Below are 22,560 nucleotides of genomic sequence, written 5' to 3'. Positions count from 1 at the left end.
CATCAGAAGAACACCGTCCACGACCGCCACCGACGTCAACTGCTTGGAGGCTGCCAACCCGTTGCATTTGGCACCGCGCGCGGCGCCAAACCGATAACCTGGAAATGCTAACGGCGCCAACGCAACGGCTGATGAACTGACATCGACCGACGGGCCGACTGCCCTACGGTCGGTGGGCGGCTGGGTGTGCCGGGGTGAACGCCCGATGCATCCAGATCTGTGACAGGGCTGTTCGACACGGCACTCTCCACCGTCATCCGATGAAGGGCCCGATAGTGTGAATTCTGCAAGAAGTCGAGGTGACGTCATCCCGCGCCGAACCGTGCTCAAACTGCCGCTGGTGTCGCTGGCGGGTCTGGCCCTTGCTCATGTGCCCCGGGCATCCGCGGCTGGAGCAGGGCAGTGGTCGCCCGACCGCGCCAACACCTGGTACCAGGCGCAAGAGCGGCTCATCGGCGCGAATTACATCACCTCGAACGCAGTCAATCAGCTCGAGATGTTCCAGGCCGAGACTTTTGCCCCCCAACTAATCGATACCGAGCTGCGCTGGGCGCGGTTGTGTGGGCTCAACAGCGTGCGCGTGTTTCTCCACGATCAGCTTTGGGCCCAAGACAATCGGGGCTTTCAGCGCCGTCTCGCACAGTTCGTCGCCATCGCCGCCCGCCATCACATCAAGCCGCTTTTCGTCTTCTTCGACTCGTGCTGGGATCCGCTCCCGCATCCGGGTCCGCAACCCGAGCCCCGGCCCGGGGTGCACAACTCGGGTTGGGTGCAAAGCCCGGGCGCCGAGCACCTCGACGACAGCCGTTACCGCCCTGTCCTGCACGACTACGTCACCGGTGTGCTGAGCCAATTCCGCAGCGATGACCGCGTATTGGGTTGGGACCTGTGGAATGAGCCCGACAATCCGGCCCGCCCATATCGTTCCGTAGAACGGGCGGACAAACAGGAACGAGTGGCAGAACTGCTCCCGGAGGTGTTCCAGTGGGCACGCTCAGTGGACCCGAGTCAACCGCTGACGAGCGGCGTGTGGCACGGCCAGTGGGCGAATCCGCGGCGTCGCAGCACGATCTGCGCCATTCAATTGGACAACGCCGACGTGGTCACCTTCCATTGCTATGGAAACCCGGCTGTCTTCGAATCCCGCATCGCTGAGCTTTTGCCGCTGCGCCGGCCCATCCTGTGCACCGAATATCTGGCCCGTCCGCTGGGCAGCACCATCGCCGGAATCCTGCCAATTGCCAAGCGCTACAACGTCGCAGCATTCAATTGGGGGTTGGTTGCCGGCAAGACCCAGACCTACCTGCCCTGGGACTCCTGGGACCACCCCTATCCGACCGTCCCCAAACTGTGGTTCCACGACTTGCTGTATCCCGACGGACGGCCATATCAGGACGGTGAAATTCGGATCATGTCAGCAATCGATCGGATGAACTGACGCGTCACAGCACCTGAAGGCCCAAGACGGCGCCGAGCAGGGTCACGGCGGCGAACATCCAGGCAACGTAGTCGCCGACATGGCCGGAGTGAGCCGCTTGCAGCGCCGCGACAGCCGGTCGGACCACTGTCGACACCGGTCGTCGCAACGGCGCGCTGTCGTCGGTTCGCCGCGATGCCAGGATCGTCAGGCAACCGGCGGCCAGCACACCGATGACGGCCAGGCTCACCCCACTCGCCGACCAGCTGTGCGCCGCGCCGGGTACCGTCCCTCCCACAACAGCGGCGACATACCCGGCGGTGTCGACGAATCGCCGTCCGGCGCCGTCGGCGGCCTGGACGAGGCCGGGCACCACCCCGGCCGCCAGGCAGCCCAGCAGCAGGACGGCGACCGGGAAGTACATACTCGGCGGCGTCCGGCGCAGGACCGTGTCCGGCTCCTCCTCGCCTTTGCTGGCCCGCGACGTGTCGGCGGATGGCTCCGCGTCGCTCCCCCATCGGGTGAAGCACCGCACCCCGGCGCGCAGCACGGCACCGCCGGTCGCCGCCGAGGTCACAAGGAACAACGTCGATGCCCATCCGGAGCCGATCGCTTCCTCGCACAACGACTTTCCCAGCGCGGTGCCGAACGGCGGCAACCCGGCCAGCGCCAGCGCGGCAACCAGATACAGCCCGGCCAGCGGCCACTGGCCACGACCACGTCCGGACAACTCCAATTCGTCCACCGTCCGGTGACGGTCCAGCAGGATGCCCACGATCAAGAACAACGCCGACTTGGCTCCGGCATGACCCAACACGTAGAGAGCCGTACCGGTGACCGCCTCCGGCCGCAACGTCGCCGTGGCCACCAGGAACAGTCCCAGGTGCCCGATGGTCGAGTCGGCCAGCAACCGCTTGAGGTGGCGGTGCAGCAGACACATCACCGCGCCCACAACTGCGGTCAGCACGCCAGCCACCAGGAATGTCCGGGATATCGCCGGGTGCGGCAACGCGTCGGCGAACATCACCCAGTAGACCCGCCACATGCCGTAGAGACCCAGTTCGACCATGACGCCGGAAAACAGCATGCACACTCCCGCCGGCGCGACGGCGTGCGCGTCGGCCAGCCAGAAATGCAGCGGCACGATCGCGGCCTTCACCACCAGGGCCGCCCCTGCATGGACCAGCCGCCGATCCAGGTGAGCACCGCGTGTTCCCGCGCGACCACCGCCACATACCCGGCGGCAGCTGTCGCGGCAACCGACACCGCCACCGTCAGCCAGCCGGCTGCCGCCCCAGACAGCCGGTGGCTCAACGCAAGTAGCAGGCAGGCGGCCAGGATCGGCGCCGCGATCAGCAGCGGCAGCAGCTGGGCCGCGATCGCCTGCACTGGTTGCTCAGCCCCTCAGCGCGGACAGCTCGTCGGGGTCCAGGGTGCCGTGGCGTTTGTGGATCTGGATGGCCAGCGCCAACAGCAACGCGGTCACCGTGGCCTGGATGACGATGTCGGTCAACGTCATCGCCTGGACCACCGGGTCGACCACCTGTGCCGGCGGCGGCATGCCGGAGCCGGTGAGGATCGGTGGGGCCGCGCCGCGCTGGAATCCGACCGCCAAGAGCAGCACGTAGGTGTGCCTGACTGGGCCACCGATAGGCACACCACCGCGTGAATCAGGTTGCGACTGCGGACAATACCGAACGCGCCGATCAATACGAGCCAACCGGCCACGCAATACGGATAGACGCTCACCGCGGCGCGCCCTTTGTGACGATGGTGATTTCCTGGGCCAGGAATTGCGCCAGCAGCACCGTCATTCCGCAGGCCACCTCGACACCGACCGCGACGTTGAGCAGCGCCACCGAACCCCCCGAAAACAGGTTGCCCAGCGTGCCGATCGGCAACAGGTTGCGCAGAAACACAGCGCCTACCAGCAAGCCGACCAGCCCGATCACCACAAATCCGGCCGCCCCCAACGCTTCCCCGATGTCGAAGACGTTGACCGGCCGCATCCGATCCAGCGCCCGGAAACTTCCGGTGACATAGAGCAGGTGCAAACCGGCGGCCAACACCACACCGCCCTGGAACCCGCCGCCCGGGGTGAGGTGGCCATGCACAATCGGGTCGAGGCCGAGCGCCATGGTCACCGGCAGCATCAGGTAGCCGACCAGCCGCGTCGCGTCCAACACGGTGTCGTGTTGCGGCGGCCGGTATTCGCGTTCTTCGACGGCGGGGCGCAGCTGGGTCATCACGCCGGTCACCGACGCCAGCAGGATGGTTTCCTCCACCAGGGTGTCCAGTGCCCGTTGATCGAAGTTGACCGATGCGACCGCGTTGCCGGTGGCACGCGAAAGCGCTTCTGCCACAGCCAAATCCCGATAGGGGTGCTGGTCGTGTCCGAAACCCGGCACCTCGGTTCAACCCGGCCCACAGCAACGCCGCCAGCCCCGCCGCGCCGACCAGGAACACTGCTGTCCGAATCCCCCGGGTCACTGCCCGGCCTCCTCGGTCGCGCGGCCCCGGTGCTCGTCGGTTTGCCGACGCACCGCCCTGATGGTGAGCATCACCATCAGCGGCACCACAACTCCGCCAATTGCCAACTGCGACAACGCGACATCGGGGGCCTGCAGCATCACGAACAACACCGCGAGAGCCAGGCCGAACACCGACAATCCGATGGCCTGGCGGTCGGGTGCCCCGGTCAGCACAACGACGGTTCCGGCGACGCCGACCAGCGTAACGGCCAAAACGACAAGCGCGGTCATCGCGGTGACGTCTCGTCGATCAGGCCGTCATGCTCGGCCACCAGTCGTCCCGTCGCCGCCGAGACCACCGGCGCGGTCACCAGGACCACCACGCTGATTGCGACGAGCATCGCCGAGGCCTGAGTCCAGCCTCGCACAATGACCAGTCCGACGCCGATGAGCGGCACGCCCACCGACGTCGCGGCGGCCAGCAGGTGCAGACGCTCGAACACCTGAGCCCGCACCGTTGCGGCAACTGCGCTGAGCGACATCGCCGCGACGCCGACGAACACCACGGCCCAACCGATCGACTGCGCGTTCATCTCTTGCGGGCAAGAAGCCGGGTATAGACCAGCGTGCTCGGCAGCGATACCAGTGCCAACACCAGCGGGACTATCAGACTCGAATCCCGTTGCCAGGCAGCGCAATATATTGTCAGCGCCATCACCACGGCCACTGTGGCGAACTCGAGGCCCACCAGCCTGTGGTGCGGAAGGCCTCGAGAGGACATCACCACACCCGGCACGAAAGCCCCGACCAGTAGCAGCAGCACCGCCAGGTCTCCCGCGTTCACCGTTGCACCGCCATCTCCAGCCGGCTCGGGCGCGCCCGTGTGCAGTGCGCCAGCACCGAGCGTTTGTCCGGAGCACAATGCAGGACAACGGTTTCCGGTGTGGTTGCGAGGGCCAGAACCGCAGTCGCTCGCCGTGCCGCGGCTACCGGCCGGGTCTCGTCGGGCAAGTGCAAGGCCCTGATGGTCGCGGAGCGCGTGGTGGACCGATGTGCCCACACGCCAACGGCTTGTGGCACTATGTCGCGCGCCGCCGTCGCCAACCAACCCAGCCAGCCGATCCGGAACTGCCAGCGGCCGGCGTTGGCGCGCCGCGCCGACCGCGCCACCACCGCGACGGGCAGCGTGCACCCCGCCATCACCGCCAATTCCGCCGTCGTGCGCGCGCTCAGCGTGGCCAGCCAAACACCGGCGGTCAACACCCACCAGAGGCCGGTTTCACCGAGAAACTGGGGCAACCGCCTACTTGCCCCGGACACGGCGATTGTGCTTCTTGATCGCGTCGACCAGCTCAGACTTGGTCATCGTCGACCTGCCGTGCACATCGAGCCGCCGCGCGACGTCGAGCAGGTGTTTCTTGCTGGCGTTGGCGTCGACGCCCTCCGCCGAGCGGCCGGTGTTGCGCGGACCACCGCCTTTGGCGAGTTCGTCCGACGGGCCCTTCTTCTTCTTGGGCTCCCAATGGTCGCCGACTTTTTCGAAGCTGTGCTTGAGGGCGGCGTAGGCCACCCGGTGGGCGCGCTGCTCGCTGCCGTACTCCTCGGCGGCGGCATCATGGGCTTTGGCGAACGTGCGTTGCGCCTTGGCGTTGGAGCGCTGCAGCGTGCTGGGCAGCTCACTCTTCTTCGGCTTGCCGCCCTTGGTCGTCTTCGGCATTGGATCTCCTCCTTTTCTCAGCCCTCGGCTGCCTGCTGGGCCGTCGCGTAGGCCAGCTGCAGGAAGTCGGCGCCGGCAAGCGCGGTGAAAGTGCCCGCGACCAAACGGGTGAACCTCGGCGCGAAGATCAGCCCGATCACCAGGGCGGTGGCCACCCACATGTCCAGACAGAAGGGGCAGGTCAGGAGCTCACCGAGGCTGTGCCGCAACGCGCTGTCTTCCCGGACTTCCTCGTGCACCTCGGCGGGACCACCGGTGCCGGCGTAGCGGGCAAAGGGCGCCCGCAACGGACTGGTGACCGCATCCTTGGTCAGCGAGCGGGATAACTTGTGGGTACCGACGGTGACCGTGAGAAGGTCTTGTGCGCGCCAGCGCTCCGGCAACCTTGTGCCGGTGGCCGCGGCGACAACGGCGGTAAGCGCGACCACCACTCCGTAGCTGGCGAGGACCATCACGTAACCGCCAAGTGGACGCGGACTATCGCCGCGATAAGTGTCGGCTTCCCGCCGTGCCCGCTCGGCCACGCCGCTGGTGACTTCGGTCGCATCGCCCACAATCGCTCCTCAACGGTTGGGATCTGGACGTCGATTACCCCGAGTCGGGGCCTGGCAATCCCACCAACGGGGTGCGCAACCGCGGGCGCGCGCTTTGGGCCGCACTGATCATCGGCAGGCCGGCCCGCTGAGGCGGCACGGGCCGGGTAATACACATACTCGCCGGACTGACGTGGGCTCGGGCCACGCGGCGGCCCTGGTTCCCGCTATGTGGAGGCGTGGATCCGCGCCCAGGGGCGAGCCCCTTCGAGTTCATAGGCCAGCTCCAGCAGCCGGTCTTCCCGACCCAGGTCGGCTGCCAGCATCATGCCCACCGGCAGCCCGTTGACGGACTGGGCCATCGGCAGCGAAATCGCCGGCTCCCCGGTGACGTTTTGCAGTGGCGTATATGCCACCCAGTTGGCCATCCGGTCCATGACCTGCTGGTAGTCGGTGGGAGCGAGATAGCCGATGCGCGGCGGCGCATCGGCGAGGGTGGGCGTGAGCACAGCGTCGTAGGTACCGAAGAATTGCGCGGTGTGCCGCCGGACTCCGCGCAACCGGACGACCGCGGCGGGGAGCAGATGAAAATTGCGGAGGGCATTACGGGCCAGACCCAACGTCAAGCTGTCCAGCCGGGTCCGGTCGAACGTCTTGCCGAACGTAAGCCGACCGGTGCGCACCTGCGCCAGCGCCATCAGTCCCCAATACAGCACAAAGTCCTCGGTGAAACTGGACGGGACCGGCGGCCGGTCGACCTCTTCGACATGGTGGCCGAGCTCTTCGAGCAAAGCGGCCGACTTCAGCGTGAGTTCACGCACGTCGGGACTCGCCTCCACGTGAACCGAGCGCGTGATCACTGCGATCTTCAGTCGTCGCTTACCCGGGCTGGTCACATCGCCCACCGGAGGCAGTTTGGGCGGGCGCCACAGGCGCTCGGCCTCGCGATAGAAAGCGGCGGTATCGCGCACCGAGCGGGTCAGCACCCCGTTTGCGACGATGCGTATCGGCAGCCGCCGCAACTGGGGGTCCAGCGGCAGCCGGCCGCGCGACGGCTTGAGCCCCACCAGGCCGTTGCAGGAGGCTGGAATGCGGATGGAGCCGCCGCCGTCGTTGGCGTGCGCGATGGGTACCACCCCGGCGGCGACCAACGCTCCTGACCCCGATGACGAGGCGCCCGCCGTGTAGTCGGTATGCCAGGGGTTACGGACGGGTCCCAGCCGCGGGTGTTCGGCGGCAGCGCTGAACCCGAACTCCGACATCTGCGTCTTGCCCAGCGCGATGAGGCCGGTGGACAGCAGCACTCGGGTGATCTCGCTGTCGCTGCCCGCCCGGTGTGGCGTCCAGGCATCGGTGCCCCGCATCGTCGGCAGCCCGCTGACGTCGACGTTGTCCTTGATATAGCTGGGCACGCCGCCGAAAAACCCGTCGGCCGTCGCGCGCTGGGCCGTATCGCGCGCTATGTCAAAGGCCTCATACGCCACCGCGTTGAGCTTGGGGTTGACGGCCTGGCTTCGCGCGATCGCAGCCTCGGCCAGCTCGGCCTGGCCCACCCGACCGCATCGGATGGCCTCGGCGAGGGCGACGGCGTCGAGATCGCCCAGCGCGTCGTCACCGAAAGCGTGTATGCGGGTCATGGGCTGCCGCTAGGCCTGACCCACCTCGAACCGGACGAATCGGGTCACCGTGACCCCGGCTTCCTCCAGCAGGGCCTTGACCGACTTCTTGTTGTCGGACACCGATGGCTGCTCAAGCAGAACGGCGTCCTTGAAGAAACCGGTCAGCCGGCCTTCGACAATCTTGGGCAACGCTTGCTCCGGCTTGCCCTCGGCCTTCGCGGTCTCCTCGGCGATGCGGCGTTCGGTGGCCACAACGTCCTCGGGCACGTCCTCGCGCGACAAGTAGCGCGCCTTGAGCGCGGCAATCTGCAGCGCGACGGCATGGGCGGCATCCTTGTCCCCACCCTGGTACTCGACCAGCACACCCACCGCCGGCGGCAGATCGGCCGATCGCCGGTGCAGGTAGGTCTCGACGGTGCCGTCGAAGTTCGCCACGCGGCGCAATTCGAGCTTCTCCCCGATCTTGGCCGACAGCTCGCCGATGGCTTGCTCGACGTTCTTGTCACCCGCTTGGGCCGCCTTGAGCGCGTCGACGTCGGCGGCTTTCGACGACACCGCCGCCGCCACGATCTGCTCGGCCAGCGCCTGGAACTCCGCATTCTTGGCGACGAAGTCGGTCTCGCAATTCAGCTCGATGAGCACGCCCTCCTTGGCCGCGACCAGGCCTTCGGCGGTGGCCCGCTCGGCGCGCTTGCCGACATCCTTGGCACCTTTGATCCGGAGCGCCTCGACGGCCTTGTCGAAGTCGCCGTCGGCTTCGGCCAGCGCGTTCTTGCAGTCGAGCATGCCGGAACCGGTGAGCTCGCGAAGCCGCTTGACATCGGCAGCGGTGAAGTTCGCCAATGATCAGCCTTCCTATGAGGGGTCAGTGGTTGATTCGGTGGCGGTTTCGGCCGTCGGGTCGCCAGCCCCGGCCGTCACCGGAGCTGTTGCCGAGGCCAGCAGCTCCTGCTCCCATTCGGCGAGCGGCTCGGCGGCCAGCGAATCCGAAGCCTCGGGCTTGCCGTCGCCACGGCCCAGCCCGGCACGCGCTTGTAGGCCCTCGGCAACCGCGGAAGCGATCACCTTGGTCAGCAGCGCGGCCGAACGGATCGCGTCGTCGTTGCCCGGGATCGGGTAGTCGACCTCGTCGGGGTCGCAGTTGGTGTCCAGGATCGCGATCACCGGAATTCCGAGTTTGCGGGCCTCGCCGACGGCGATGTGCTCCTTGTTGGTGTCGACGACCCAGATCGCCGAGGGCACCTTGGCCATGTCCCTGATCCCACCCAGGGACCGCTCCAGCTTGTTCTTCTCCCGAGTCAGGCCCAGGATCTCCTTTTTGGTGCGGCCCTCGAAGCCACCGGTCTGTTCCATCGCCTCGAGCTCTTTGAGGCGCTGCAGCCGCTTGTGCACGGTGGAGAAGTTGGTGAGCATGCCGCCCAGCCAGCGCTGGTTGACGTACGGCATGCCGACGCGGGTGGCTTCGGCGGCGACGGACTCCTGCGCCTGCTTCTTGGTGCCGACGAACAGCACCGTGCCGCCGTGCGCGACGGTCTCTTTGACGAACTCGTACGCCTTGTCGATGAACGTCAGGGTCTGCTGCAGGTCGATGATGTAGATGCCGTTGCGGTCGGTGAAGATGAACCGCTTCATCTTGGGGTTCCAGCGACGGGTCTGGTGCCCGAAGTGGGTGCCGCTGTCAAGCAGCTGCTTCATGGTGACTACGGCCATTGCCGGTATTCCTTTGTTGTCGGTTGTTCGCCCGGCATCGGGTGAAGCCGGGCCCTGGCGGCTGCTGCGATGCCGGACCCTGTTACGGGACCGCCCGGCATGCGGTGCGAATTCCTGAACAACGGGAGTCGCGGTGCAGACGCGCGAAGTCAGCCCGCGAAAGACGAGCTGCGACGAGCAGTTTACACCCCGTGGGCTCATGGCTTTTTCCAGCCGGGAAGTACTCCCCAGAACCGTCAGCCGTGACTGGTACCGCGGTTGGCGTGGCGCTTCACTGAGCCGGTGCGACGGTTGGCGCTGATCCTGTGCTGGACGCTGGCCGGTGCTTCGCCGGCGGTTGCAGACGATTTTCGGCTGGAGTGGCCGCTGCGGCCGCCTCCCGCCGTGGTACGCGGCTATGACGCGCCCGCGCCGAACTGGCATCCCGGACACCGCGGTGTGGACCTGGCCGCTGCTCCGGGTCAGCCCGTGTACGCGCCCGGCAGCGCGACGGTTGTCTTCGCCGGGTTGCTGGCGGGGCGGCCGGTCGTTTCACTGGCTCATCCGGGCGGCTTGCATACCAGCTACGAACCGGTGCGCGCGACGGTCCGGGCCGGTCAGCTGGTGACGGCGCAGACGGTGCTGGGGACCGTGCTGGCCGGCCATCCCGGGTGCGCTGCGCAGGCATGCCTGCATTGGGGTGCAATGTGGGGCCCGGCTTCGCATGCCGACTACGTCAACCCGCTGGGTTTAGTGAAATCAACACCGATAAGGCTCAAGCCGCTGACAGGCTGAGTTCTTGGTGCTCGCCGCCAGCAGTCGACAGACGCCACACCGGTAGCAGTAGCCACAGGAGTCTCCGACTCCGGCGGCACTCTTTTGGCCCCACCTGCGTGGTGATCGAGTCGACCGTGGCGTACTGGAAGCCGTTCTACTTTCTGCTCGACGACGCACTGAAGGTGATGCTGGTCAACGCCCGCCATACCCGCAACGTGCCCGGACGCAAGACGTCTCGGATCCGGCCTGGCTGGCTGATCTGGGTGCTCATGGCCTGGTGCGTGCCTCGTTCGTGCCCCCCGAACCCTTTCGGGTGTTGCGGGATCTGACCCGGGCCCGCACCACCATCGCCCAGGCCCGCACCAAAGAGATTGGGCGGCTCGAGACACTGATGGAAGATACCGGGATCAAACGGTCGTCGGTGGCGTGTGAGATCACTGGGGTGTCGGGGCGGGCGATGCGCGAAGCGCTCATCGCAGGCCAACACGACCCGGTCGTGTTGGCGATCTGGCTAAACGGCAGCTGCGCAAGAAGATTCCCGCACTGACCGAAGCGCTGCGGGGACGGTTCAACGATCACCACGCGTTCCTGGTGCGGCTATGTCTGGATCGGATTGATGCCCACGAAGCCGACATCGCCCGTCTCGATGCCCGCATGTCTCGAGTCGCCGGGCTAGGCCCGGGGGTGGGCCTGATCGTGCACCGCCCGCAGCCGGTTTACCGCGACATGGGTATAGAGCTGCGTGGTGGCCAGACTGGAATGGCCTAGCAACTCCTGGACAACCCGCAGGTCGGCACCACCTTCGAGGAGATGTGTGGCTGCACTGTGCCGCAGCCCGTGCGGCCCGATATCAGGCGCGCCGTTCACCGCGGCGACGGTTTGGTGCACCACGGTGCGCGCCTGCCGCACGTCGAGCCGCCGTCCCCGGGCGCCCAGCAGTAGGGCCGGCCCAGACTCGGCCGTGACGAGCGCGGGACGGCCGTCGGCCAGCCATGCCTGCAACGCCTCAGCAACGGGCCGTCCGTAAGGCACGGTGCGCTGCTTGTTGCCCTTACCGAGCACCCGCACCACCCGATGCCCGGTGTCGACGTCGTCGATGTCCAGGCCGCACAGTTCGCTCACCCGAATTCCGGTGGCATAGAGCAACTCGACGATCAACCTGTCCCGCAAGGCCAGCGGATCACCCTGCTCGGCACCGGACTTCGCGGCCGTCATCGCCGCCAACGCCTGATCCTGCCGCAGCACGGCGGGCAACGTACGGTGCGCCTTCGGAACCTGCAACCGGGCGGCCGGGTCGCCGGTCAGCAATCCACGTCGGATCGCCCATGCCGTGAATGCCTTGACCGCCGACGTGCGCCGGGCCAGCGTGGTGCGTGCGGCTCCCGCGCCGGCTGCAGTGGCCAACCATGCCCGCAGCAGCGGCAGGCTCAGCGTTTCCAGGGCGGACCCGCGATCGGCCAGAAAGGCGAACAGCGACCGCAGGTCGCCCAGATATGCCCGGCGGGTGTGCGCCGACCGTCCGCATTGCAGCGCCAGGTAGTCGTCGAACTCTTCGAGGATTGCGTCGTCCTTATCCGGCACGCCCTCACCGTCGCAGACGCGGTGCCGCGATTCAGTCGACGCGCCGCAGTGTTTCCGGGGTGAGATCTTTGCGCGTCGGGTAACCGTCGACGGCCATGATCAGGTCGGCTTCGGCAAGCATCATGCGCAATACGTGCACGATGCCGTCGACTCCGCCCAGCGCCAGACCGTAAGCGTAGGGACGGCCGACGCCGACGGCGGTCGCGCCCATCGCGAGCGCCTTGGTGACGTCGGCGCCGCTGCGAATCCCCGAGTCGAACAGCACCGGCAGCCCGTCGGCGGCCTCGACAACGGCCGGTAAACAGTCCAGCGCGGGCAGGCCGCCGTTGGCTTGCCGGCCGCCGTGGTTGGAGCAGTAGATGCCGTCGACGCCGCCGTCCTTGGCGCGCCGGGCGTCATCGGGGTGGCAGATGCCCTTGACGATCAGGGGAAGTTCGGTCAGCGAACGCAGCCAGCTGAGGTCGTCCCAGGAAAGCGGCTGTCCGAAGACCTGCGCCCAGCGCAGCACCGCGCCCTGCCGGTCCTCTTCCGGCGGGCGCGGCAGGCTGGCGCGGAAAACCGGGTCGCTGGTGTAGTTGGCCAGGCAGTGGCCACGCAGCTGCGGGAAGTTCGCCGTGCCGAGGTCGCGCGGCCGCCAGCCGGTGACCCAGGTGTCGAGCGTGACGACGATGCCTTTGAAACCGGCCGTTTCGGCGCGGCGTACCAGGCTGGCGGCCAATTCGCGGTCGGCCGGGGTGTACAGCTGAAAGAACCCGGGCGTATCACCGAACACGGCGGCGACGTCTTCCATGGGGTCGACGGTGAGAGTCGAGGCGACCATCGGGACGCCGGTGCGGGCCGCCGCGCGTGCGGTGGCCAGGTCGCCGTGGCCGTCCTGGGCGCACAACCCGATGACCCCGATCGGTGCCATGAACAGCGGCGACGGCAAGGTCAGGCCGAACAGCTCGACGGACAGGTCGCGCTTGGCGGCGCCGACGAACATGCGCGGCACCAAACCCCAGCGATCGAAGGCCTCCCGGTTAGCCCGCTGGGTGCGCTCGTCGCCCGCTCCCCCGGCGACGTAGGACCACACCGACGGCGGCAGGGCTACCCCGGCCTTTGCCTCCAGCTCCGCGAACACCATCGGCAGCGACGGCACCACCCCGGCCAGGCCCTGGAAATAGATCTCGTTCTGGTAGTCACCGAAGTGGGGCCGGTATGCCATGGGATGAGAATGCCAGCCGGCGTTCAGCTGCCGGCTTCGGCCTCAGCCAGTTCCTTCTTCCATTGCCGGAAGGTCTCTTCAGTGCGTCCCCGCCGCCAGTAACCGGAGATCGATGACGCCCATGTGGCTTCCACGCCGCGCTCTTTGCGGATGTAGGGCCGCAAGTTGTGCATGACGGCTTGCGCCTCACCATGGATGAACACCTGCACCTGACCTGGCAGCCACTGAGCGGTGGTAACCGCCTCGATCAGTGGTGCGTGATCGCCCGCGCGGTCCTCGGGAACCAGATCCGCGCGACCGCCGCGGTAGACCCAGTGCACGTCCACCGACTGCGGTGAAATCAATTCGATCTCGTCGTCGGGGCCGGCCACTTCGATGAATGCCTGGCCAACCGCTTTGGCGGGCAACGCTTCCAGCGCGGCGGCAATGGCTGGGAGCGCGGATTCGTCGCCGGCCAGCAGATGCCAGTCGGCGGCCGGATCGGGTGCGTAAGCGCCGCCCGGCCCCATCAGGTACATCTGCTGACCGGGTGCCACCGCAGCCGCCCATGGACCGGCCACCCCGTGTTCGCCGTGCACCACGATGTCGATCGCGATTTCGCGCGCCGCGGTGTCTACTCGGCGGACGGTCATGGTCCGTACCGACGGCTGCTTGGCGGGCGGCAGGCCGGCAAAGCTGTCCATGGTCAGCGGCCGGGGCAGTCCTGCCACATCGACATCGTCGGCGACGAAGACCAGCTTGACGTAGGAGTCGGTGAAATCGTTGGGAACGAACGTGTCGAAGCCGCTGCCGCCGAGCCGCACCCGGACCAGATGCGGCGCGAGTTGCCGGGTGCCAACGACGTCGAAGGTGTGCAGTGGTCGACCTGCCACGTATCCTCCTGTCCGAACCCGACCCTTTGTCGACTATACGAGCCGGCCTGAGGAACCCGCCCGGGCCCGATCGGCACGGACGACGCGCCAACGGCCATCGTCGCGCCGAGCCAGCCCGGTCACCTCGAGGATTGCCAGCTGTCCCAGCACCTGCTCTGGCAGCAGCCCCGAAGCGGCGGCGATCTCGTCGACAGTTGCGGCGCCGCGGCCGGGCAACGCTTCATACACCCGACGTTCGGGTTCACTCAGGCCGTCGAAGAGCGTGCCGGGCCGCGGCAATTCGGCGGCCAGCTCACCGATGTGACCGACGAGCTCGACAATGTCGTCGACTCGGGTGATCAATTCCGCGCCATCACGCAGCAGCACATGGCAGCCGGCCGAAGCCGAAGACGTCACCGGCCCCGGGACCGCACCCACCGCACGGCCCAACGCCCGGGCCCAGGCCGCGGTATTGGCCGCACCGCTGCGCAGGCCCGCTTCCACCACCACCGCCGCACCCGCGACAGCGGCCACCAGCCGGTTGCGGGTCAGGAACCGGTAGCGGGCCGGACGCACACCAGGCGGGTATTCGGTGATCAGCAGCCCGTGCTCGCCGATGCGGTGCAACAGCGACGAATGCCCAGCCGGATAAGCCACGTCGATCCCACCGGCCAGCACGGCCACGGTGATGCCATCGCAATCGAGTGCTGCGCGGTGGGCTGCGCCATCGATGCCGTACGCGCCGCCGGAGATGACGGCAACGTCACGCTCGGCCAAGCCAGCGGACAAATCTGTCGCGATGTGCTCGCCGTAGGCAGTCGCGGCCCGGGTGCCGACGACGGCGGCGGCACGCGGCACCACCTCGTCAAGGCGCGCGGGGCCCCGTGCCCACAAGACCATCGGCGAACCGCTGTACGGCTTGGCGCGCGCTGCAGAGCCACCGAACGCTGCAAAGGCGAGCACCGGCCATTCGTCGTCGTCGGGCGTGATCAGTCGTCCGCCGCGGCGCATGAGCAGTTCAATGTCTGCTGCCGCCCGGTCGATGCCGCGCCTGGCCTGGGTGTGGCGCGCCAAGTCGCCGTCGACCAGCCCGCGCCGCACCCGATCTGCCGCCTCCAGCGGGCCGACACAGCGCACCAAGGCGGCGAGTTCCGCACAGGGCGGCTCTGCAACCCGTGACAGGTAGGCCCAGGCCCGCAACACGTCGGCCGCTGCGGTCATCGCGAGGCTCCCGGCTGCCGAAAGCTCAGCGCGGTGGCGACATCCTCGAGGCTCGGCGAGCCCCGGCCGGCCAAGTCCGCCAAACTCCACGCGACCCGCAACGTGCGATCTACGCCGCGAATGCTCAGCAGTCCACGATCCAGGGCCCTGCGCAGTGGCGCGATCGCTGCATTGCCGGGCCGGAACTTGCGCCGCAGCAACGGCCCGCTGACCTCGGCGTTGGTGGCGAAACCGTGCGGTTGCCATCGCTGCGCGGCGGCGTCTCGAGCTGACGCCACGCGATGGCGAACCTGCGAGGTCGGCTCCCCTTCGGCGGCCGACATCGCCCCCGCCCGCACCGGATGCATCTGCACCCTCAGGTCCACCCGGTCCAGCAGTGGTCCCGACAGCTTCCCCAGGTAACGCCTCTTGACGGCGGCGGCGCAGATGCAGTCCGCTGGATCCGCCGGCGCACACGGGCACGGGTTGGCAGCCAGCACGAGCTGGAACCGGGCCGGGTAGCACGCCACGCCGTCGCGCCGAGCAAGTCGAATCTCGCCGTCCTCCAAGGGAGTTCGCAGCGCCTCCAGTGCGCTGACGCTGATCTCGGCGCACTCGTCCAAGAACAACACGCCGCGATGGGCCCGGCTCACCGCTCCCGGACGGGCCATCCCCGAACCCCCGCCGACAAGGGCTGCCACGGTCGAACTGTGGTGCGGCGCCACGAACGGCGGCCGGGTGATCAGCGGCGTGTTCTCCGACAGCAGGCCGGCCACCGAGTGGATCGCGGTGACCTCCAGCGACTCGCTGTCCGACAACGGCGGCAGCAGTCCCGGAAGACGTTGCGCCAGCATGGTTTTGCCCACTCCGGGCGGGCCGGTCAACATGAGGTGGTGGCCGCCGGCCGCGGCCACCTCGACCGCGAACCGCGCTTGCGATTGGCCCACGACATCGGCCAGATCAGCCGATCGCTCCTCGACGGTGACCGCCGGCACGATCCTGTCACCCAAACCGGCTGCACCGTTCAGCCAGCTCCGCAGTTGACCCAGGGAACGGACACCCCAGACGTCGATACCGTCTACCAGGCTGGCCTCAGCCAGATTGTCCGCCGGAACGACGACGCCCGGCCAGCCGTCGCGTTTGGCCGCCAGCACGGCGGGGAGCACGCCGCGGACCGCCCGGACCCGTCCGTCCAACGACAACTCCCCCAGCAGCACGGTCTTCTCCAGGCGGTGCCACGGATTCTTTCGCTGCGCCGACAGCACCGCCGCCGCCAGGGCCAGGTCGTAGACCGATCCCATCTTCGGCAGCGTCGCCGGCGACAGGGCAAGCGTCAGCCGCGCCTGGGGCCAGCTGTTGCTGCAATTGGTGACGGCGGCACGGACCCGGTTGCGTGACTCCTGCAAGGCCGCGTCGGGCAGACCGACCAGATGAACACCGGGCAGCCCCGAGGTGATGTCGGCTTCAATCTCCACGATTTGGCCGTCCAGCGCGCACACCGCCACCGAAAACGCCCGTCCCAGCGCCATCAGCCGATCCCCTTCAGGTGGGTGAGCTCCGGTGCCCGCCGCCGGCCGATCCGCACGCCGATCACATCGATGCGGACCGCCGCCCAGCGTCGGTCCTGCCCGGCCAGCCACAGCCCGGCCAGCCGACGCAGTCGGCGAACCTTCGGCTCGGTCACCGCGTGCGCCAACCCGCCATAGCCGTCGCCGGTGCGGGTCTTGACCTCAACAAACACCACCGATCGGGCGCCTGGATCGCAGGCGATCACATCGAGTTCGCCGTACCGGCAGCGCCAGTTGCGGTTCAAGATCCGCAACCCCAGACCGGTCAGATGGTCCACGGCCAGTTGCTCGCCCAGCGCCCCAATCTGGGCCCGCGTCAAAGTCCTCTGCGTCGTCATGCCGGTCAATCTGCATGCCCGTCCCGACAGCCAAGTCAGCACCGGACCCCTCGGCACCCAGGAACGGCGCAGTTATCCACAGCCGCGCGCTCATCCCCAAGAACGCCGATCACATCCCGCTAAGTGATGCGGTCGGGCCGGGTATAGACATTCATCGAGTCCTCCCGCAGGAATGCCACCAGCGTGATCCCGGACTCCTCGGCCAGCGAGACCGCCAGCGACGACGGCGCGGAAACCGCGGCCAACACCGGAATCCCGGCCATCAGCGCCTTCTGGGTCAGCTCGAACGACGCGCGGCCGCTGACCAGCAGTGCCGAGGCCGACAGCGGCACCCGGCCCTGTTGCAGAGCCCAACCGATGACCTTGTCGACCGCGTTGTGCCGGCCGATGTCCTCGCGCACGGCAAACATGGTGCCGTCCACGCCGAATAACGCCGCGGCGTGCAGCCCGCCGGTGCTGGCGAACACTTTCTGGGCAGCGCGAAGTCGGCCGGGCATCGCCTTCAGGGTCGCGACCGTGACGGTGGCGGGGTCGTGACCCGGTGAGAACTGGGTGATCAGCCGGACCGCTTCCAGAGACGCCTTGCCGCACACCCCGCACGACGAGGTGGTGTAGAAGTTGCGGGTGACGTCCAGATCGGGCTGACCTACCCCGGGCGCCAGCGTCACGTCAACAACGTTGTAGGTGTTGACCCGATCCGCACCGCGGCCATCGCAGTAACGAACCGTCAGCACGTCGGCGCGACCGGCGATCACCCCTTCTGTAAGCAAAAACCCTTGCGCCAGTTCGAAATCCGAGCCGGGCGTGCGCATGGTCACGGTGACCGGCACACCGTTGACGCGGATCTCCAGCGGCTCCTCGACCACCAGGGTTTCCGGTCGGGTGCTCACTTGATCGGCGGCGAAGCGTTTAACCCGCCGGCGTGCCGTTACACGCCTCACCGGGCCATTTCAGGTTCCGCTGACACCGCGGCCGAGCGCCTAAACACGGCCTCAACGTACCCGACCAAGGGACGGCCGTCGTCCCGGCCAACCGGTGTCAGATGGACGAAGCCAGCGCCGCCAAGGTCTCCGCCGAGGAGTGCGTCGGGCGCCAACCGAGGTCGCGTTTGGCCTTGGTGGTGTCCATCACCACCGAGGTCCGTGCGACATGCAGCCACTCGAGCATGGACGGAACCATCGGCAATCGCGAAATTGCCGCCGTTGCCGCCGAGGCCGCCGACGCCGCGGCGGCGGGCACCCTTACCGGGCGGCCGCCCAGCGCCTTGGCCACATCCGTCACCGTCACCGTGCCGTCGGCAGCGATGTTGTATGCCCCCGGCGGTACCGGAGCGGTGGCGGCCAGCGCGATCGCGGCCGCGACGTCGTCGTGGTGCACCAGCTGCAACGGAAAACCGGGATCGGGCACGATCGGCTTCAACATCGGCAGCGCCTTGCTCAAGGCCCGCACCGGGGCCGGCAGCTGGTTGCACGGTATCGCCTCGGCCAACGCGTGGGCGTGGGGTCCGGCGACAATGCATGGCCGCAGGACGAACACTTGCAGCGACGAACCTTTGGTGATTTCGGCCAGTTCGGCCTCGCAGGACGCCTTCTGCTCGGAGTAGTAGTGCTCGGGCGATCCGCGCGCGGGCGTGTCCTCGGTCAGTGGTACCGGGTTGTCGGAGTGGTAGCCGTAGGCGGCGACCGAGGACGTGTAGACCAGTCGCCGTGGCCGCCGCGCGGCAACCGTGGCCTCGAACACGTTTCGGGTGCCTTCCAGGTTGACCCGTGCACTCTCCGCGCGTGAGCCCATGATGATGAACGCCAAGTGGACTACCACGTCGGCCTGGGCGACCAACGCGTCTGCCATGTCGCGATCGAGGATGTCGCCCTGCTGATAAACGGTTTTCGTCCACCCGTGCACCGTCGGGTCGAACGGCCGGCGCGCCATCCCGACAATCTTCTCCACCGCCGGTTCGCGCTCGAGCGCCGTCACCGCCGAGATGCCGATCTCTCCGGTCGGCCCGGTAACGGCGACGGTAACTCCCATTGACGTTGGATTCCCCCGCGACACCGGCGTCCAAACGCTTCGATCGGGTCCGACTGATGTCGGACTAATGTGTGCCACACGCTGCGGGTGGCTATCCCGCTTGTACAGGCCAACCGCGGGAGACGGACATGAAGCTGATAACGCCGACCGATTCGATGTTTCTGCTCGGCGAATCGCGCGAGCATCCGATGCACGTCGGCGCCCTGCAACTCTTCCAGCCGCCGGAGCATGCTGACGAAAACTTCGTGACCGAAGCCTATGAGGCCATGCTCCATTGCACCGGAATCCAGCCGATGTTCTGCAAGCATCCGGCGTTCTTCAGCGCTGTCACCAACCTGGCGTGGACTTTCGACAAGAACGTCGAACTCGACTACCACTTCCGCCGGTCCGCGCTGCCTCGGCCGGGCCGGGTACGCGAGCTGCTGGAGCTGGCGTCACGGCTGCACGGCAGCCTGCTCGACCGACACCGGCCACTATGGGAAGCACACCTGGTGGAAGGCCTCAACGACGGCCGCTACGCCGTCTACGTCAAGTTCCACCATTCGCTGCAGGACGGTGTGTCGGCGCAGAAGTTGATGCAGCGGGCATTGACCACAAACCCCGACGACGACGAAATCCGGGTGCCGTGGACGCTGAAGCCGCGAGAACGCACCAATACCGGCCGGAAATCTTCGCCGCTTCAGCTGCTCACCCAGACGGTCGGGTCGGCGGCGGCCCTGGCGCCGTCGACGCTGTCCCTGGCACGAGCCGGCTTGCTGGAGCAGCAACTCACGCTACCGTTCCGGGCTCCCAAGACCATGTTCAACGTCCGGATCGGCGGAGCGCGGCGGGTTGCCGCACAGTCATGGTCGCTGGATCGAATCAAGGCGGTGAAGAACGCCGCCAACGTGACCGTCAACGACGTCGTGCTGGCCATGTCGGCCGGCGCCCTGCGCGCCTACCTGATTGACCAGCACGCACTACCCGACACGCCGCTGATCGCCATGGTCCCGGTGAGCCTGCGAAAGGAAGGCGACGCCGAGCGCGGCGGAAACATGGTGGGCACGGTCTTGTGCAACCTCAGCACCCATATCGAGGACCCGGCGGTCCGTCTATACGCCATCAACCAGTCGATGCGCGACAACAAGGAAGTGTTCAGCCAGCTGCCCCGCGTCCAGCAGCTGGCGCTGTCGGTTTTTCTCACCGGCGGTCTGGTCTTAGGGCTGATTCCCGGCTTCGTTGCTACCGCTCCGCCGCCGTTCAACATCGTCGTTTCGAATGTGCCCGGCGCCGCCGACCCACTGTACTGGCGGGGCGCCCAGCTGGTCGGGAATTATCCGTTGTCCATCGCGCTCGACGGTCAGGCCATGAACATCACGGTCACCAACAACGCCGCTAATCTGGACTTCGGGCTCGTCGGCTGCAGACGCAGCGTGCCACATCTGCAGCGCATGCTGGGCCACCTCGAGACATCGCTGAAAGAGTTGGAACGTGCTGTCGGAGCTTGAGCACATAACCGTGGCCGGTAATCTACGGCCAGCACGTCGGGGCGCCGGTCCCGGCAGCTGAAGTGAGGGAGGGACGTGGCGGGCACACCGAAGCGCAGCTCCCAGGGCTCGACACCGGGCGGGACGATGGCCGATCCGGCCACCGTCTTTTCCGCCCTGGCCGAGATCATCTATCAAGGGGCGAATCCGTCCGAGATCTACGCCGCCATCTGCGTCGCGGCGACGTTGATCGTTCCCGGCTGCGACCACGCCAGCATGCTGGTGAAGACCAACGACCGCTACGTCACCGTCGGCGCCAGCGACCGGCTGGCACAGCGCATCGACGAAATCGAACGGCGCGCCGGCGACGGCCCGTGCATCGACGCGATCGAGGAAGAAACCCCGCAGATCGAAACAGACCTGACCACGCCCAGCCAGTGGCCCAAGTTCGCGGCCGCGCTGGTCGCCGATACGCCGGTGCGCGGCGCCATGGGCTTCCGGCTGCAAATCGACAAACGCAAAGCCGCCGCGCTCAACCTGTTCGCCGATGCCCCCAATCGCTTCGACACCGAATCCGCCGGGCGGGCGGCGGTACTTGCCTCGTTCGCCAGTGTGGCCGTCAACGCCGTCGCCCACGGGGAAGACGCCGCCAGCCTGCGCCGAGGGCTGCTCAGCAACCGCGAGATCGGCAAGGCGGTTGGCATGTTGATGTTGCTGCACGACATGACCGAGGACCACGCGTTCGACGTGCTGCGGCGCCATTCCCAGAGCCTGAATATCAAATTGGCGGACGTGGCGCGCAAGGTCATCGAGAACCGGGGCCAGCTGCCGCCCCAGGATCAGTAGCCAGCGGTCTTCTGCCGAGCAGCCGCAAAAGCCCGCGACACGCCGGGCCGGCAGGAGCATATGCGACTGCTCGCCACACGGGGGTTATTCGGGCAGCCGCAGCTCGGGCTTCTCCACTTCCTCGATGTTGACGTCCTTGAAGGTGACCACCCGAACCTGCTTGACGAACCGAGCGGGCCGGTACATATCCCATACCCACGCGTCGGCCAGTCGCAGCTCGAAATACACCTCGCCGTCGGCGTTACGCGGCACCATCTCCACGCTGTTCGCCAGGTAGAAGCGTCGCTCCGTTTCCACGACATAGCTGAACTGGCCGACGATGTCCTTGTATTCGCGGTACAGCGAGAGCTCCATCTCGGTTTCGTACTTTTCGAGATCCTCTGCACTCATCTGCCACTCATCTGCTCAGACGTCCTTCTCCCAGCCAATATGCCTGACTCCCCGGCCCAGGGTCCCGCCGAGCCCTGAGTGCTACACGGCGCGAAACGTCGCCGGGCGGGAACTCGCGCACCATCTTTCCTCACCGGACTTCGCCGCGCTCTTCCGGAGGGTCCGGATCGCACTCGGTCAGCACCCGGACGTCCGATCCGTCCGCAACCCGGCGGACGTTGATAAAGGAGTAACGATGCTCGGGGCAAGGACCCAGCCGGGCCAGCGCGAGGGTGTGTGCGGGCGTGCTATAGCCCTTATGCTCGGCGAAACCGTATCCCGGGTAGTGCGCATCCATCGTGACCATCAATCGGTCTCTGCTGACCTTCGCCAGCACGCTGGCCGCGGCAATACACGCGGCCGCCGCGTCGCCCCCGACCACCGGCAGCGACGGCACGGCCAACCCGGGCACTCGGAAGCCGTCGCTCAGCACGTAGCCGGGTCGTACCGCCAGCCCGGCCACCGCGCGCCGCATTCCTTCGATGTTGGCCACGTGCACGCCGCGCCGGTCGACCTCTACCGACGGGATGAACACCACGTGGTAGGCCAGGGCATAACGGCAGATCAACGGAAACAGCTTCTCCCGCGCCTTCTCGGTAAGCTTCTTCGAATCATCCAGAGCGGCAAGGCTTTCCAAGCGATTCGGGCCCAGCACGCACGCCGCCACCACCAGCGGGCCGGCGCAGGCGCCGCGCCCCACCTCGTCCACCCCCGCGACCGGGCCCAGCCCGCTGCGGTACAGCGCAGACTCCAAGGTTCGCATCCCCCGCAAACCCCCGGCTTTGCGGATCACCGTCCGTGGTGGCCAGGTCTTATTCATACTCCA

At 67.4% G+C, this 22,560-nt stretch carries 25 protein-coding genes and 3 pseudogenes; 5 read left to right on the top strand and 23 right to left on the bottom strand.

Annotated elements, in window-relative coordinates; all coding sequences use genetic code 11:
* Positions 1–307: 307 nt before the first annotated feature.
* Complete coding sequence (locus EET10_RS09400) at positions 308–1,438, top strand: glycoside hydrolase 5 family protein (RefSeq protein ID WP_063468096.1); 1,131 nt, start codon at positions 308–310, stop codon at positions 1,436–1,438.
* Positions 1,439–1,442: 4 nt separating this feature from the next.
* Here the strand turns inward: EET10_RS09400 and EET10_RS09395 are convergent, their stop codons facing one another.
* From EET10_RS09395 to rpsB, 13 genes are all read right to left on the bottom strand, one after another.
* Positions 1,443–2,579: a proton-conducting transporter transmembrane domain-containing protein gene (locus tag EET10_RS09395; protein WP_218028450.1), complete on the bottom strand. Its 1,137-nt coding sequence runs from the start codon at positions 2,577–2,579 to the stop codon at positions 1,443–1,445.
* Complete coding sequence (locus EET10_RS29550; RefSeq protein WP_063468059.1) at positions 2,573–2,806, bottom strand: hypothetical protein; 234 nt, start codon at positions 2,804–2,806, stop codon at positions 2,573–2,575. The genes EET10_RS09395 and EET10_RS29550 overlap by 7 nt, the downstream gene beginning before the upstream one ends.
* 7 nt (positions 2,807–2,813) lie before the next feature.
* Positions 2,814–3,041 (bottom strand): sodium:proton antiporter, encoded by a 228-nt coding sequence (locus EET10_RS30725; protein ID WP_244601896.1) that lies wholly within the window; start codon positions 3,039–3,041, stop codon positions 2,814–2,816.
* 121 nt (positions 3,042–3,162) lie between these two features.
* Positions 3,163–3,780, bottom strand: coding sequence for an MnhB domain-containing protein (locus tag EET10_RS09385; RefSeq protein ID WP_244601895.1), 618 nt, complete (start codon positions 3,778–3,780; stop codon positions 3,163–3,165).
* Between the two features lie 123 nt (positions 3,781–3,903).
* Positions 3,904–4,179: a Na(+)/H(+) antiporter subunit B gene (locus tag EET10_RS09380; protein ID WP_122502090.1), complete on the bottom strand. Its 276-nt coding sequence runs from the start codon at positions 4,177–4,179 to the stop codon at positions 3,904–3,906.
* Positions 4,176–4,481, bottom strand: coding sequence for a monovalent cation/H(+) antiporter subunit G (locus EET10_RS09375; RefSeq protein ID WP_036407098.1), 306 nt, complete (start codon positions 4,479–4,481; stop codon positions 4,176–4,178). Before EET10_RS09375 ends, EET10_RS09380 begins: the two co-directional genes overlap by 4 nt.
* Complete coding sequence (locus tag EET10_RS09370) at positions 4,478–4,732, bottom strand: monovalent cation/H+ antiporter complex subunit F (RefSeq protein ID WP_036407096.1); 255 nt, start codon at positions 4,730–4,732, stop codon at positions 4,478–4,480. Before EET10_RS09370 ends, EET10_RS09375 begins: the two co-directional genes overlap by 4 nt.
* Positions 4,729–5,187 (bottom strand): hypothetical protein, encoded by a 459-nt coding sequence (locus tag EET10_RS09365; RefSeq protein ID WP_036407094.1) that lies wholly within the window; start codon positions 5,185–5,187, stop codon positions 4,729–4,731. Before EET10_RS09365 ends, EET10_RS09370 begins: the two co-directional genes overlap by 4 nt.
* Positions 5,188–5,191: 4 nt before the next feature.
* Positions 5,192–5,605, bottom strand: coding sequence for a ChaB family protein (locus EET10_RS09360; RefSeq protein WP_036407092.1), 414 nt, complete (start codon positions 5,603–5,605; stop codon positions 5,192–5,194).
* A gap of 17 nt (positions 5,606–5,622) precedes the next feature.
* Positions 5,623–6,159: a DUF1360 domain-containing protein gene (locus EET10_RS09355; RefSeq protein WP_036407090.1), complete on the bottom strand. Its 537-nt coding sequence runs from the start codon at positions 6,157–6,159 to the stop codon at positions 5,623–5,625.
* A gap of 206 nt (positions 6,160–6,365) precedes the next feature.
* Positions 6,366–7,775 carry an amidase gene (locus EET10_RS09350; protein WP_122502089.1) on the bottom strand — a complete coding sequence of 470 codons (1,410 nt, stop codon included), beginning with the start codon at positions 7,773–7,775 and terminating at the stop codon, positions 6,366–6,368.
* A 9-nt stretch (positions 7,776–7,784) separates the two neighbouring features.
* On the bottom strand, positions 7,785–8,600 hold the full coding sequence (gene tsf, locus EET10_RS09345) for a translation elongation factor Ts (RefSeq protein WP_036407085.1): 816 nt from the start codon (positions 8,598–8,600) through the stop codon (positions 7,785–7,787).
* A gap of 12 nt (positions 8,601–8,612) precedes the next feature.
* Positions 8,613–9,467: a 30S ribosomal protein S2 gene (rpsB, locus tag EET10_RS09340; protein ID WP_036407082.1), complete on the bottom strand. Its 855-nt coding sequence runs from the start codon at positions 9,465–9,467 to the stop codon at positions 8,613–8,615.
* 246 nt (positions 9,468–9,713) lie between these two features.
* Here rpsB and EET10_RS09335 point away from each other — a divergent pair.
* Together EET10_RS09335 and EET10_RS30720 are read left to right on the top strand one after the other, a co-directional pair.
* Positions 9,714–10,235: pseudogene (locus EET10_RS09335) on the top strand (M23 family metallopeptidase); the annotation flags it as partial.
* A 104-nt stretch (positions 10,236–10,339) separates the two neighbouring features.
* Positions 10,340–10,880: pseudogene (locus EET10_RS30720) on the top strand (IS110 family transposase); the annotation flags it as partial.
* Positions 10,881–10,895: 15 nt separating this feature from the next.
* On the opposite strand, the gene EET10_RS09320 reads toward EET10_RS30720, so the two are convergent.
* The 8 genes from EET10_RS09320 to EET10_RS09285 all read right to left on the bottom strand — a co-directional run bounded on the left by EET10_RS09320 (position 10,896) and on the right by EET10_RS09285 (position 18,993).
* Complete coding sequence (locus EET10_RS09320; protein ID WP_122502086.1) at positions 10,896–11,804, bottom strand: tyrosine recombinase XerC; 909 nt, start codon at positions 11,802–11,804, stop codon at positions 10,896–10,898.
* Positions 11,805–11,835: 31 nt separating this feature from the next.
* Positions 11,836–13,008: an alpha-hydroxy-acid oxidizing protein gene (locus EET10_RS09315; RefSeq protein ID WP_036407073.1), complete on the bottom strand. Its 1,173-nt coding sequence runs from the start codon at positions 13,006–13,008 to the stop codon at positions 11,836–11,838.
* Between the two features lie 23 nt (positions 13,009–13,031).
* Entirely contained in the window at positions 13,032–13,880 is an 849-nt protein-coding gene (locus EET10_RS09310; RefSeq protein WP_036407070.1) for a siderophore-interacting protein, read from the bottom strand.
* A gap of 33 nt (positions 13,881–13,913) precedes the next feature.
* Complete coding sequence (gene dprA, locus EET10_RS09305; protein WP_063468067.1) at positions 13,914–15,080, bottom strand: DNA-processing protein DprA; 1,167 nt, start codon at positions 15,078–15,080, stop codon at positions 13,914–13,916.
* Positions 15,077–16,588 (bottom strand): YifB family Mg chelatase-like AAA ATPase, encoded by a 1,512-nt coding sequence (locus tag EET10_RS09300; RefSeq protein ID WP_063468068.1) that lies wholly within the window; start codon positions 16,586–16,588, stop codon positions 15,077–15,079. The genes dprA and EET10_RS09300 overlap by 4 nt, the downstream gene beginning before the upstream one ends.
* Positions 16,588–16,965 (bottom strand): YraN family protein, encoded by a 378-nt coding sequence (locus EET10_RS09295; protein WP_036407067.1) that lies wholly within the window; start codon positions 16,963–16,965, stop codon positions 16,588–16,590. The genes EET10_RS09300 and EET10_RS09295 overlap by 1 nt, the downstream gene beginning before the upstream one ends.
* Positions 16,966–17,084: 119 nt before the next feature.
* On the bottom strand, positions 17,085–17,906 hold the full coding sequence (gene fdhD / locus EET10_RS09290) for a formate dehydrogenase accessory sulfurtransferase FdhD (protein ID WP_063468069.1): 822 nt from the start codon (positions 17,904–17,906) through the stop codon (positions 17,085–17,087).
* A gap of 97 nt (positions 17,907–18,003) precedes the next feature.
* Positions 18,004–18,993 carry an NAD-dependent epimerase/dehydratase family protein gene (locus tag EET10_RS09285; RefSeq protein ID WP_036407062.1) on the bottom strand — a complete coding sequence of 330 codons (990 nt, stop codon included), beginning with the start codon at positions 18,991–18,993 and terminating at the stop codon, positions 18,004–18,006.
* A gap of 128 nt (positions 18,994–19,121) precedes the next feature.
* On the opposite strand from EET10_RS09285, the gene EET10_RS09280 reads away from it, so the two are divergent.
* Positions 19,122–20,480 (top strand): WS/DGAT/MGAT family O-acyltransferase, encoded by a 1,359-nt coding sequence (locus EET10_RS09280; protein ID WP_122502085.1) that lies wholly within the window; start codon positions 19,122–19,124, stop codon positions 20,478–20,480.
* A 126-nt stretch (positions 20,481–20,606) separates the two neighbouring features.
* On the top strand, positions 20,607–21,305 hold the full coding sequence (locus tag EET10_RS09275) for a GAF and ANTAR domain-containing protein (RefSeq protein ID WP_036407056.1): 699 nt from the start codon (positions 20,607–20,609) through the stop codon (positions 21,303–21,305).
* Positions 21,306–21,389: 84 nt separating this feature from the next.
* Here EET10_RS09275 and EET10_RS09270 read toward each other — a convergent pair whose 3' ends face one another.
* Both EET10_RS09270 and EET10_RS09265 read right to left on the bottom strand, forming a co-directional pair.
* Positions 21,390–21,695 (bottom strand): DUF2469 domain-containing protein, encoded by a 306-nt coding sequence (locus EET10_RS09270; RefSeq protein ID WP_012393608.1) that lies wholly within the window; start codon positions 21,693–21,695, stop codon positions 21,390–21,392.
* A gap of 81 nt (positions 21,696–21,776) precedes the next feature.
* Positions 21,777–22,554: pseudogene (locus EET10_RS09265) on the bottom strand (ribonuclease HII).
* Positions 22,555–22,560 lie beyond the last annotated feature (6 nt).

It is taken from the genome of Mycobacterium pseudokansasii, assembly GCF_900566075.1.
In the GTDB taxonomy this organism is placed as follows: Bacteria; Actinomycetota; Actinomycetes; order Mycobacteriales; family Mycobacteriaceae; genus Mycobacterium; species Mycobacterium pseudokansasii.
This window is presented reverse-complemented; position numbering and strand designations above follow the sequence as displayed.